This window comes from Pedobacter nutrimenti (assembly GCF_032678445.1).
In the GTDB taxonomy this organism is placed as follows: domain Bacteria; phylum Bacteroidota; class Bacteroidia; order Sphingobacteriales; family Sphingobacteriaceae; genus Pedobacter; species Pedobacter nutrimenti_A.
The window spans coordinates 83,214-96,734 of record NZ_JAVTSQ010000001.1; the positions used below are offsets into that span (position 1 = coordinate 83,214).

Genomic DNA, 13,521 nt, shown 5'->3' on the forward strand with positions numbered 1-13,521 from the left:
GTTCGGGGTATTTTTACGAATCTTAAAAGATTTTATGCAATTTTTTTTTCTTTCCAAATGGTAAATATTTTAATATATGTAGTCTACTACATATATTTGTATATAACCTATATTTATGGAACAGCTTTTTGAAATAAAATCATTGAACAATACCTATTGTAACCAGATTCTTGACCTTATTCTTCCCATCCAGCAAATTGAATTTCAGGTTCCTGTTACGCTTGAAGGGCAGCCTGATCTGCTGGATATTGAGACCAATTATATCAAACCGGGCGGAAACTTCTGGGGAGCATTGACGCATGAAGACCAATTGATTGGTTCTATTGCCCTAATGTCTGTGGGACATCAGACAGGCGTGATCAGAAAGATGTTTGTGAAAAAAGAATTCCGGGGAAAAGAACTTGGCATTGCACAACGTTTACTTGATATTCTGATTCAGGAGTGTAAAGCCGGGCAGATCACTTCTATTTACCTTGGTACTATAGATGTATTGAAGGCTGCACACCGGTTTTATGAGAAAAATGGCTTTGTCTGTATACCAGTTACAGATTTGCCGGATTACTTTCCCAGAATGATGGCTGATAATGTATTTTATCGTTTATATTTGGACGCCAACAAATAAATTTTATGAATGTAATTGATGAATCCGGGATACTGGCCATAGCCACCAGGTTACAGAGACTGAGTGATCAGATCCGTAAAGATGGCTTCCAGGTCTATAAAGCACATGGAATTGATTTCGAACCCAAATGGTTTCCGGTCATGTATACCCTGTTTCATAAACCTGTATTGAGTGTAGTAGAAATTGCGAATGAAATTGGTTATACGCACCCTTCTACCATCAGTTTATTGAAAGAACTGGAAAAGGAGAAACTGATCCGTTCTAAAAAGGATAAGATCGACGAACGTAAAAGACTGCTCCAGCTTACGGAGAAAGGCCAGATACTGGTTGGGAAAATGCAGCCGGTCTGGGATGTGCTGAAAATAGCAACTGCTGAAATGATCGATACAGAAAATAACCTGATGAGGGCGATAGAAGAAGTTGAAGGTCAGCTAAAGGAAAAAAGTTTTTTTGACCGGGCGGCTGCGCAAATGAAGCGGGTATAATTTCTTATATTGAGCATAAGAAAGAACAACAATGCCTAAGATATTTCTCCCACTTCTGATCCTCTTATGTGGTCTGTTAGGTACAGGTCAACTTCATGCCCAATCGGGCAAGAAGAAAAAAATAATGGCAGATACCAGCATCACTGCTAAAGGGGATACTTCTTTAAACACTTTTATTGACCGGGTAGAATATTATACCAACGCCTTCAACCAAATGAATGCAGTCTTGACTAAGGGCTTTGATACCACTGCGATCAGTCAGGATCTTCCGAATATAGATCTTACAGTTAAGTATATACAAAAAGGGACTAAGGTTGAAGACCGTTCCAATACCCTTAGGTTTTTATACTCTCTGAGAGATATCTTAACCAGGCTGGAGGATAAGCTGAATCTTTATCAAAAAACACTCAGTGGCTATAACGATAAACTGGTTACCATTCAGAACGGGCTGATCCAGGTTAAACAGGATCAGTTTCTTAAAATAGCACCTACAGATAGCATTTTGAATGCGGAGTACCAGGAACAGATGAAAGGGCTGAACCTGAAATGGGCCAGGATTGATGTACTCAATAAACAGGACATGCGGAGGATTGGTGTTTTGCAAAGCCTGGTGGTGGCCAATTATATCCAGGTGACCAATTACAAGGAAAGAATCAATCTTGAGCTGCGCAATTTTGGGATGCGCGCTTTTTCAAAAGAGTATCCCTATTTATGGCAATCGAGCGGAAAGGACTACACGAAAAGTTTTAGTGATGCCTGGGACACCACCGTAAAAACGAGTATACAACTGTTGAATTACTATTTTGTGACCAACTGGGGGATCCATATATTCGGATTGCTGATTTTTATTTCCTTTTACAGCTGGACTTTACTCTCTGTCCGGAAGATCCGGCTGCTGAAATCCGGACCCGAAAGTATTTTGAACCAGGCCCATTATATTCCGGAAAAACCACTTTTATCAGCTCTTCTCATTTCCTTGTTCATCACTTTTTTCCTGTATGACCATCCGCCGGTGGTATTTATGGAAATCATTATGCTGGTATTGATTATAGCGACAGGTTTGCTGGTGAGAAAGACATGGCCAAAACAGTTGTTCAGATTCTGGATCATTGTTCTTTGTTTAACATTGGTTGCGGGTCTGAGCAACTTATTTTTACTGGTGTCCTACACAGACCGGATCATCGTTTTTTTACTGGGCATAGCGGGAGCTGGAGCAGGCTGGCAATTTTTACAGATCCTGAAGAATTCAAAGAATTCCTATCCGGAAAAATCCGTGTTATTTGTAAAGGTTTTTGTTGCTGTTTTGTTGTTCTCTGTCTTTTGCAATATTATAGGGCGTTTTAGTCTGGCAAAGATGTTCCTTGTCGCCTCTGTGCTTGGAATCTGGCAGGCCATGAGCCTGGTTATTTTTGTCCGTGTACTGATGGAGGCCGTATTCCTGCAACTGGAAGCCAGTAAGGAAAACAGTGGAATGCCAACCTATTTCGACTTCGCGCTCCTGCAGCAGCGCTTTAAAAGTGTACTGAATATCATCGCGATTCTGTTGTGGCTGATCCTGCTGGCCGGGAATTTGAATATTCTGGATGCTTTATATGATTTTGCGGTCAACCTGCTTACACAAACACGAAAGATTGGCGGCAACGAATTTACTTATGGCAGTATTGTGGTCTTTGTACTGGTGATCTGGGCAGCTACAGTAGTGAGCAAGGCTGTAAGTTACTTTTTCGAATTTGCAGATTATCATTCCACCTCTACAAGCAAGAAGAACAAACTGAGTTCTTCTATTTTACTCATCAAACTCGCTATATTTTCTGTAGGCTTTTTGCTGGCCATTACAGCTTCGGGCATCCCTATGGAGAAAATTACCATTATTTTAGGTGCCCTCAGTGTAGGTATTGGATTTGGTCTGCAAACTATCGTGAACAATCTCGTTTCCGGAATTATCCTGGCGGTGGAAAAGCCGGTAGAGGTTGGAGATGTGATTGAAATAGGAACGAAATCTGGTACAGTGAAAGAAATGGGCATCCGAGCCAGTAAAATTGCCACGGCAGATGGTTCGGAAATTATTGTACCTAATGGGGACCTGCTTTCCCAGCACCTCACGAACTGGACCCTCAGCAATAAACACAGGAGGGTGGAGCTCATCATTGGTGTAGCTTATGGGAGTGACCTTAAGGTAGTTAAAGATCTTTTTCATCAGATCATTGACAACCGGGAAGATATTATGCAGGATCCAAAACCTATGGTGCTGATCCACTACCTGAACTCCAGTTCTGTAGATTTCAGAATTTTGTTCTGGGTAGAAGACATCAGCAACTGGGTAAATCTGAAGAGTCAGGTACTGAGTGATGTATATGAAGTATTTTACAGGGAAGGAATTTCTCTTCCCTTCCCTCAGTCTGATGTCTATATACATTATCCCGACCAGCCGACGGTCCAGCTCCCTAAAGAAGATAAAAAAGATTAGTTATTTATCCATCAGCAGATTTACAAGTTCTTTCAATTCCTCCAGTTCCTGTTCCAGTTTAACTACCCGTTCTTCCAGTTCTTCATAACTTCTGTGCTCTACAGTGGTTGACAGGTTTTCTGTTTCCTGAGGCTCAGCTTCAGCTTCACCACCAAACAACTGCATAAAGCGGGCTTCCTTTTGTCCCGGTCTTTTAGACAACTGTTTAACATAGGGAGGTTCGTCGGCCGAAAGTTTTTGAAGGATCTCCTGTATTTCTTCAATCGTTTCAAACTCATACATTCTTCCGGAATTCGTATTGATCTCTCCCGGAGTTAAAGGTCCTCTGAGCAAGAGCAGGCAGAGTATAGTCAATTCTGCAGGCAACAGTGGGTAAACGATGGCCAGGTTATGTTTGTACTTAATGCTCCGGCTTCCTGCTCCGGTAGCTGTGCCAACCAGACCTTTTATTTTTAAAGCATTGAGGGTAAGGGTAACGGTTTCTTCATCGTAATTCACAACCGGATTTCTGGATGTTTTCTGGTTGCAGGCAATAGTGATGGAATTGATGGTCATCGGATAATAATCCGGAGTGGTTTTACTTTTTTCAATCAGTACACCGAGAATCCTTTGTTCAATGGCGGTCAGGATCAGCAGAGGTTTCGTTTCTTCCATGCAAGTAAAGATAAAAATAATCCTTTTTGATGCTAATAAATCTTAATGAATTGCTGATCGATAAGAACCCAGTCGATACGCAAAGCTGTAATTTGGCAGAACCAAATATATAATCAATGAGACAATTGAACTTCAGTCGGCACTGCAAACAAGTCGTATTTACGTTGCTTGCTTTAACCTGCACATCAACCGTTTTTGCAGAAACCATTCTCGTTTCTTCTGTTGCTGAATTGCAAAGCGCTATAGACAAGGCAAAACCAGGAACGGAGATCCGGGTAAAGGATGGACAGTATATCACTGAAACGGATATTCTGATCAGGGCACAAGGTACTGCAAAGCAACCTGTACTCCTCACTGCAGAACATGCAGGAGCCGTAGAAATATCGGGCAGGGGAGGTTTTAGCCTCCTGGATCCAGCTAAGTATGTCACCATTAGCGGCTTTAAATTTACCCACCAGGCTTCAAAAGCGAAATCAGGAACAGGAACAAGCTTTTGCCGCTGGACACATAACATTTTTGAAAATACAGGTAATGGTGAAGACCTCACACTGGCAGGAAATGATCAGGAAGTAGATTATAATACCTTTCAGAATAAGGCCAGCATGGGCCGTTTTATCGCTGTGAGAGGTCGTGATAGCCAAATCGCCCAGCGACTGCATATTCATCACAACTATTTTAATAATTTTTCGCAGCAAACCGGTAACGGGGCAGAGGCACTTCAATTTGGTTTGAGTGGTTTCAGTATGTCGACCAGCAACAGTATTGTAGAATATAATGTATTTGAAAGATGTGCCGGAGAAAATGAACTGATTTCAGTTAAAGCCTCTGGTTTGGTGCTGCGTTACAATACCATCAGAGATTGTCCGGCCCAGTTTACCTTACGTCATGGCAATAAGAACGCCGTATACGGCAATTATTTTACCCGTACCCCTGGGCTCCGGATATTTGGCGACGATCAAACCGTTTATGGTAATTATTTTGAAGACTGTAAACCTGCAATTACGATTGGAAACGGAGATGGAGAAGTGGCCGATGGCAGTAAACTAACCGTTCACGATCGGCCAGACCGGATCCTGATTGCTTTTAATACGCTGATCGGCAATCCGGAGAACATCATTTTGCCCAACCGGAAAGATGGAATGGGTGCAACTTTGGTTACTGTAGCCTATAATGTGATCCAAGGAGGAGGCCAGGCCGCCATGATTGCAGGGCCACTTGCTGGTGCAACATGGGAAGGGAACAGGATCTTTAAAACCCGAAGCGCTGGAGATATGCCTGCAAGTGGCTATGTGGACAAAGACCCTGAACTGGTGAGAACAGCGAATGGTACATATGATTTTAAAAAAGGAACAAGCCTCGCAGATCAGTTTGCAGCACGTTTCCCAGTTGTAAGTACAATGGCCCCTGTTCCGGTACTGACTGCAAAAGAAGTGGGCGCTGCTGCTGGTCAACGCTGAGAAATATAGGCAGCCTTCTGGAATATAATTACCTTTGGGGATGAATTCTATTCCAAAAAACCGGAAACACCTGATCATTTTAGGGATCGTTGTGTTTTTGTGCCTTTCTGCAATAGCCTTGTTTATGAACAGCAGAATCAAACCTCGTATTGATCAGATCAGCAGGAGTATTGCAGGATATGCCTATGAGCAAAAGGCAACGAATGTGAATTATGAATTTAACAAGCTGATCAGTGGACTTCCTGCCGGAACAAGAATAGCAACCGGTTTAAAAGACGGACCCGACTTCCTTAAAAGCTCTGGTACCATCTATTCGGTGATCATGAATGATACGGCTGTAAGCCATGCCTGGTCTGCCGTATTGACCAAAAAAGACACCTCCTTTCATACTTTTGGAAGAGGCAGACATGATGGAAATGCAAAAACAAAAGCCTATGCAGCACAATGGGTAAAAAAGGCATTTTCTCTTCAAAAACAAACAACGCAATCTGCAGGCACATTGTTCAGCGTAAGCGATTCGCTGCATTGGCTGGTGGCTTCTGCCTGCCGGCTCAAAGACTCCAGTCTGGTGGTGATCGGACTCGATATTAACCTGAAAAAATTTCAGAACTATTTGTGGAATGTGAATGATAAGAGTAAAGCTTATGCCATTATTTTTAATGAGCAAGGGTATTGTATCTCACACCCCGAAATTAAGTTTATTGGTCAGCGCCTGCTGGATCCTAAAAAAACAAGTCTTGCTGAAAAGGTATTGGATGATAGTGCGACCATCAAAGAAACCATTTTTTCCAATTATCTTGCCGTTCCGGTGATCAGGTCCTATTCTCCGCTCAGAATTGGACCAATGAACTGGATTATGGCTATCGATACGCCCGTTTTTGTTGTAGATGATGAAGTCAATGATATTGAACGAAATGTGATCGGAATGGGTATTCTTTCTGTGTTGATCATTGTCGGAGTTGTGGCCTATCTTCAGAAAAAGTGGCAAGATGAATTTATAGGCCGGGAACAAGCCGAAGCCAACAGAAAAACCCTGCTGCTCGAACGTCAGGAGCTTCAGGTGGTGACGGAAAAGCAGGAAAAGGAAAATGCCCTTCTGCAGCTGAAGGTTTTAAAAGACAAGGTCAATCCGCATTTCCTCTTCAATTCCATGGGCTCACTGAATGCCCTGATCGACCGGGATCCAAAACTGGCCAGGGAGTTTATTGTAAGGTTGTCTAAAGTGTACCGTTACCTGCTCGATAGTTATCCAAATGGGCAGACCAGTGTTAAAGAAGAACTGAACTTTGCCAGCCAGTACTGGTTTTTACTGAACATTCGGTTCGGTGAAGCCATGCTTCCCTTAGAAGTCGATGTAAAAGAGGAACACCTGAAGAAGAACCTGCCCTTTATGAGCCTGCAGATTGCCCTGGAAAATGCCGTGAAACACAATATCGTGTCTAAACAAAACCCACTGGAAATCAAAATCAAAAGTGAAGGAGAGGAGATCGTTGTGGTCAATAATTACCAACCCAGAAGTCATGTGGACGACTCTGGTAAACAAGGCATTTCCTATCTAATCAGCACCTATCAGCATTTTGGAGGGCCGGTTCTAAGACATGGAATTTATGGTCCCGAGTACCGGTGTTATTTTCCTTTACTTTAATCTTCATAGAAATTTAACCTGCCGGACACAATTTATTCACTCCGGCTATTTGCGGTTTCACTGCCAAATCTCACTGATTCACTCCTGCTGCTTTTATAATCTATAAAATATAGGTCATTTTTAAAGGGTAATTAAGCAGAGACTAAAGAATGATAAGACCTTTACTACTAAGTACAACACTTACGGTAGCCCTTTTGTTTTCGGTTCCCGGACAAGCACAGCAAAAAAAGAAAACCCAGAAGATAGATCTAAAGAAAAAACAACCTGCAGATTCCTTAAAAAAGAAGGTTGATCAGGACACTGTTAAAAAAGGAAATCTAAAAGACTATAAGACTTTACTTAAAAAAGCTAAGACTACTGATGGTATTTTTAAAGTACATCAGGTAGAAACAGACTATTATTTTGAGATCCCTTTGAAAATGATGGGAAAAGACTTTTTACTGGTCAACAAAATCTCTTCTGTGCCTTTGGCCGTTAATGAGGCAGGGGTAAATAAGGGAATGAATTACGAAAATAAGGTCATTCGTTTTTATCAAAATAAACTGGCAAAGACGATATGGGTAAAAACCATTGTGCCACAGGTTGAATCTCCGGAAGGCGATGCGATCAGCCAATCTGTAAAAGATAATTTTATAGGCTCGGTTATAGAAAACTTTAAGATCGAAGCGTATACTCCAGATTCGTCTGCTGTAGTCATCAAAGTGAATAAAGTATTTGATGGAACAGAGAAGAGCTTTAACGACGTATTCAATAACCTGAATTTTGGCACCAGCCCTAAAACGGCTTTATCTGCTATAGAGCATATCAAAAGTTTCCCTCAGAATATTGTTGTGCGTTCTTTATTAAGTACGTCTGTAACCGAAGGTCAGAGTACCATCGCTGTCAGCCTGGCGGTGACCACAAATTTATTACTGCTGCCTGAAAAGCCAATGAAACCCCGTTTTGCAGACAACCGGGTTGGCTTTTTCAGTACACCAAGATGGTATTTTTCAGACAGTCAGCAAAAAATGGAAACCAGAGAGCTGATCACCAAATGGAAACTGGAACCCAGGCCAGAAGACCGTGCCCGTTATCTGAAAGGTGAACTGGTGGAACCGGAAAAGCCAATCGTATTTTATATTGACCCTTCTACACCTAAGCAGTGGAGACCTTATATTATAGACGGTATCCACGACTGGCAAAAAGCATTTGAAGCCGCAGGTTTCAAAAATGCCATCCAGGCCAAACTGGTTACAGATACCGCCGATTTCGATGGTGATGACGTCCGTTACTCCGTGGTCACCTACGCTGCATCTCCAAAATCCAATGCCATGGGGCCGGCAGTCGTGGATCCCAGATCAGGAGAGATCCTGGAATCAGATGTGATCTGGTGGCATAATGTAATGACCTCTCTGCAATACTGGATGAGGATCCAGACCGGAATTATAGATACGGGTGCAAGGAAGAATAATTTTAGTGTAGAGCAAATGGGGCATGCCATCCGTTTTGTGTCTTCACACGAAATTGGACATACTTTAGGCTTGAAGCATAATATGGGTGCATCATTTGCCTATCCGGTAGATTCCCTGCGCTCTCCGGCTTATACCTCAAGAATGGGAGGGACAGCACCATCTATTATGGATTATGCCAGGTTTAACTATGTCGCGCAGCCGGAAGATCATGTAACCAATATTACCCCGCAAATCGGAGTATATGATAAATATGCTATTGCCTGGGGCTACCGCTGGCTAGACAATACAGATCCGCGCGAGGACCTGAAAATACAAAAACAGTGGATTGCCAAACATCAGCATGATCCTTTGTACCACTACGGTGAACAACAGGAAGGTCTGAATGTTGTAGACCCAAGAGCCCAGTCGGAAGATATTGGTGATAATGCGATGAAGGCCGGAGAATACGGTCTGAAGAATCTGCAGCGTCTGGTTCCCCAGATCAGAAACTGGGCCGCAGAACCTGGAGACAACTATTACCAGGCGGGTAAATTATATATGGCAGCCATTTGGCAGTGGAATACCTATACAGACCATGTAATTTCTAATATCGGTGGTTATTACCTCGAAAATCCAGTAGAGGGAGATGGTAAAAAAGCTTATACACCAGTACCAAAGGAAACGCAGATGGAAGCCATGAGCTTTTTAAAGAAGCAATTGTTTAGCCTTCCACAGTGGCTTTTTAATCCTGAATTGTTGTCGAGCACCTTTGCGGTTAAAGACACGCCTTATGGGCCTTTTGAATATGGACCATACAACCTGAAACGCGAGCAACAGTACAGTTTGATGTATGGCCTGGTGAACGACGAGCGTTTGCTCAGGATGTTGGAAATGGAAACTATACATGGAGAAAAAAACGTGTATACAGTTTCTGAATTACTGAAAGAGATCCGCGAAACGGTATTTCGACCGACCATTAAAGGAAGCAGTTTATCTCTGGATGAGCGTATGGTAGAACAGAATTATGTAGATGTATTGCTTGTTGGTACAGATAAGTTAATGGAAAAGGTCAACAAGAAAGCCCTGCAACCGGTAACTGCCCTAAGCAACAACCTCCCTGAATTATGCGACCTGACACCACGTGCTTTTAAAGAGGAGAAAGCCACGACCGGGGCAGACCTGAGAACAGTATACGTAAGTTCTATGGTGCGTACATCTGATGTTGCACCGGCTAAAAGAGGAGAGCTGATCAAAATTTTACATCTGCTTGAGAAAGCTAAAAAAAGTGGTAATGAGGAGACCAGAAGCCATTATTTGGACCTGATTTTAAGGATTCGTCAAAGCCTGAGAATGAATTAAACTGAATCAATAAACTATAAACCAATAAATTTGCACAAATGAATAAACTTTTACTAATGTTTTTCCTGTTTGCGATTGGCCTTAAAAGCTTTGCCCAGGAACAAACCACCATCACAGGAACGGTGCTGTCAGAGGAAGACGGACGGCCTATTCCAGGTGCATCGGTGTTCGTAGACAAATCCGGAATCGGTGAACAGTCCAGCCCAGGAGTAATCCAGAATTCAGTGATTGGCGCAGTGACCAATACCGATGGACATTTTACTTTAAAGGTTCCCGCAGGAACCACTTATTTGAAAGTGAGCTATCTGGGCTACAATTCGGTTTTGGTCAACATCAAAAATAAAACCAATATTACCGTGTCTTTGACCAATGACAATAACGTACTGAACGAGGTAATCGTGAATGGTTATACAGACATTGCAAAACGCAAGAACACGACCTCTGTAGCTAAGTTAGACTATGACAACATCCGTCAAAGTGGTGTTTCTGGTATTGATCAGATGTTGCAGGGACAGGTTGCGGGTGTATCGGTGACCAATTTAAGCGGAGGACCTTCTTCAGCGCCTAAGATCCGTATCCGCGGAACGGTTTCGTTGAACGGAACACAAGATCCTTTGTGGGTTTTGGATGGTTTGCCTTTGGAGGGTACAGATTTACCGAAGAACATCCAGGATAAAGAAAATATCGATCAGCTGCGCAATTTGCCAATTTCAGGTTTAAATCCAGACGATATTGCGGACATCACCATTTTGAAAGATGCAGCCGCTACAGCCATCTATGGAGCAAGGGCAGCCAATGGCGTCATCGTGATCACCACTAAAAAAGGCAAGAAAGGCCCAATGGCAATTAACTTCAGTGCGAATACATTTATTGACCAGAGACCTGATTTTAGTAAGCTGAATTTAATGAATGCTACTGAAAAAGTGGATTTTGAACTTGGACTGGCTTCCAGGTCAGATTTGACCTACAGGGATAATCTGGGTGCGGTATCCAGAATTCTGAATAAATCAGGAGAACTGAATGCCTATAGAAATGGTGGCTTTTCGGCACTTAATCCTTCCACCCAACAACAAATCAATGCTTTGCGCAACACCAATACAGATTGGGGAAAGGAATTATATCAGGCTGCAGCTAACCAGCAGTATACGCTGGGGCTATCCGGAGGAACGGAGCAGGCCAGCTATTATTTTTCAGGCGGCTATTATAATGAGAAAGGTTCAACCATAGGAACAGGCCTCAAAAGATACAATACCACTTTAAAAACAGACTTTATCGTTTCTCCAAAATTGAAATTCGGAGCCTCTTTATTCGGTTCGGTGACCAATCAGAATAACTATCTGACAGAATCGGACTCGTTTACAAGTCCATCAAGATATGTTAGAAATGTAAATCCTTATTTAACACCAAGAGATGCAAGTGGTGCTTATATTTATGACCCGGATATCCAGGGTACAGCAAATTTAAGCGGTGATGTATTTGTGCCTTTCAATATTTTAGAAGAGCGCGAGAATACCCGTTATAAATTAAACAATAAGAGTTTTAAAGGTATTTTTGATGTCAATTATAAGATTCTGAAAGAATTGAACTTCCGTTCTGAAATGGGACTGCAGTTTGAAGAAAATGGTTCGGAAAAATATGGTAGTGCAGATACTTACTATGTGCGTAAATACCGTGAAAAGTCAAGGTTTTACAATTCTGCCACCAAGAAATATGAATATTTTCTTCCTGCAGGAGGTGTGATCCAAAACCAGAATACTTCTTTCTTCCAGTACAACTGGAAAAACATCTTTGAGTTCAATAAAGTGATCAACGAAAAGCATGAAATAGAGGCTTTGGCTGGTGCAGAATTTCGCCGCACTAAAAACCAAATGATCATGACCCGAGGATTTGGTTATAACGACAGAACGCTTACCACCCAGGACATCGTATACCCGAACTCTGGTTTTGCAACCGGTGAGTCAAATCCTTTCAGAAACTATCAGAAAACATGGCTTGAGAATGCTTATGCCTCTTTTTATGGCACGCTTTCTTATACTTATGACAGAAAATATACGGTGTATGGAAGTATCCGTTATGATGGATCTGACCTTTTTGGTGTAGACCCTAAATACAGATATTTACCTATCTATTCCGTATCGGGTGCATGGAATGCCAGAGAAGAAGAGTTTGTAAAAGACATCAAGTGGATTTCTAATCTGCGTTTCAGGTCATCTTACGGTATCCAGGGAAATATTGATAAAAATACCTCTCCGGAAATTGTAGGCGTGTATGACAATACGAATATTTTACCAGGTGGAAACGAAACAACCATTAATGTAACCAATCCGCCAAACCAGAAATTGCGCTGGGAAAAAACGGCAACCTTTAATGCTGCGGTAGATTTGGGTATATTTAATAATGCAGTCCAATTTACATTCGAATATTATAACCGTGTCAGCAAAGACCTGATTGGTATCCAGGAATTATCTTTGGAGAATGGCTTTGATAATACGAACAGCAACTGGGCCCAGGTAAATAACAGAGGATTGGAACTGAGCATTTCTACACGGAACATCAGCACTAAAAACTTCAACTGGTCTACAGACTTTAATATTGCCCATAACAAAAGCAAGGTTGTACGTGAAAAAGTAAGCTTGCAGTCGTTTGCGCCTTCAAAAGAAGGTTATCCATTAAATGCCCTCTTTGTACTTAAAACAAATGGTTTGGATGCGAATGGAATTCCTCAGTTTGTACAGAACGGAAAAACAGTTTCTTTAGAGAACTTCTATAAACTGTTCGATCCATATGCCGACTTTTTCCCAGGACAGCTTACACAAAGTAATTTGAGTAACAAGGAGTATCAAAATCTGTTTACTTATGCTGGTGATAAGGATCCTAAATATACAGGAGGTCTTGTAAACCGTTTCCGTTACCAGAATTTTGATCTTTCGATATCAGCGATTTTTAATATAGATCAAATGGTACTGGCTAATCCTACTTATAATCCTGCAGCTTTAGACCGTGGTCAGAACTATAGCCGTGATGTGTTAAACGCATGGAGCCCGACCAATACAGGGTCTCGCTTGCCAGCAATTATAGGCAGTGATACCGGTGACGGCAGCAGATGGATGGCTTACAGCTGGTTAAATGGGGGTGATCAGGTCAACTCTTTCAACAACCTGGACATATGGGCAAAGAAAATGAGTTATGTAAGGATCAACAGCATCCGTTTAGGTTATACACTGCCCTCAAAAATTTCAGGTAAAATTAAAGCAAACAGCTTGCGCATCAGTGTAGAAGGACGCAATATGCTGGTATTCGGATCTGATTACAAAGGATACTTCGATCCTGAAACTTATGGCAATATCTATGCCCAGCCTATTACAAAAAGCATATCTATTGGTTTAAACGCAACTTTTTAAT

General features: G+C 41.9%; 8 protein-coding genes. 7 read left to right on the forward strand and 1 reads right to left on the reverse strand.

Annotated features, from left to right (window positions below; genetic code table 11):
- The first annotated feature begins 115 nt into the window (after positions 1 to 115).
- The 3 genes from R2S08_RS00365 to R2S08_RS00375 are packed head-to-tail and all read left to right on the forward strand — an operon-like array spanning position 116 to position 3,574.
- On the forward strand, positions 116 to 622 hold the full coding sequence (locus R2S08_RS00365) for a GNAT family N-acetyltransferase (protein ID WP_316833344.1): 507 nt from the start codon (positions 116 to 118) through the stop codon (positions 620 to 622).
- Positions 623 to 627: 5 nt separating this feature from the next.
- Positions 628 to 1,107 (forward strand): MarR family winged helix-turn-helix transcriptional regulator, encoded by a 480-nt coding sequence (locus R2S08_RS00370; protein WP_316833345.1) that lies wholly within the window; start codon positions 628 to 630, stop codon positions 1,105 to 1,107.
- 31 nt (positions 1,108 to 1,138) lie between these two features.
- Positions 1,139 to 3,574 (forward strand): mechanosensitive ion channel family protein, encoded by a 2,436-nt coding sequence (locus R2S08_RS00375; RefSeq protein ID WP_316833346.1) that lies wholly within the window; start codon positions 1,139 to 1,141, stop codon positions 3,572 to 3,574.
- Here the strand turns inward: R2S08_RS00375 and R2S08_RS00380 are convergent, their stop codons facing one another.
- On the reverse strand, positions 3,575 to 4,228 hold the full coding sequence (locus R2S08_RS00380) for a YceH family protein (protein WP_316833347.1): 654 nt from the start codon (positions 4,226 to 4,228) through the stop codon (positions 3,575 to 3,577). It abuts the gene before it with no gap.
- A 116-nt stretch (positions 4,229 to 4,344) separates the two neighbouring features.
- Between R2S08_RS00380 and R2S08_RS00385 the strand changes: the two genes are divergently transcribed.
- From R2S08_RS00385 to R2S08_RS00400, 4 genes are all read left to right on the forward strand, one after another.
- The gene (locus R2S08_RS00385) at positions 4,345 to 5,685 is read left to right on the forward strand and encodes a polysaccharide lyase 6 family protein (protein ID WP_316833348.1); all 1,341 of its coding nucleotides are present in this window, start codon (positions 4,345 to 4,347) and stop codon (positions 5,683 to 5,685) included.
- Positions 5,686 to 5,725: 40 nt separating this feature from the next.
- Positions 5,726 to 7,330: a histidine kinase gene (locus tag R2S08_RS00390; RefSeq protein WP_316833349.1), complete on the forward strand. Its 1,605-nt coding sequence runs from the start codon at positions 5,726 to 5,728 to the stop codon at positions 7,328 to 7,330.
- Positions 7,331 to 7,479: 149 nt separating this feature from the next.
- Positions 7,480 to 10,119, forward strand: coding sequence for a zinc-dependent metalloprotease (locus tag R2S08_RS00395; RefSeq protein ID WP_316833350.1), 2,640 nt, complete (start codon positions 7,480 to 7,482; stop codon positions 10,117 to 10,119).
- Positions 10,120 to 10,157: 38 nt separating this feature from the next.
- Positions 10,158 to 13,520: a SusC/RagA family TonB-linked outer membrane protein gene (locus tag R2S08_RS00400; RefSeq protein WP_316833351.1), complete on the forward strand. Its 3,363-nt coding sequence runs from the start codon at positions 10,158 to 10,160 to the stop codon at positions 13,518 to 13,520.
- Position 13,521: the final 1 nt, after the last annotated feature.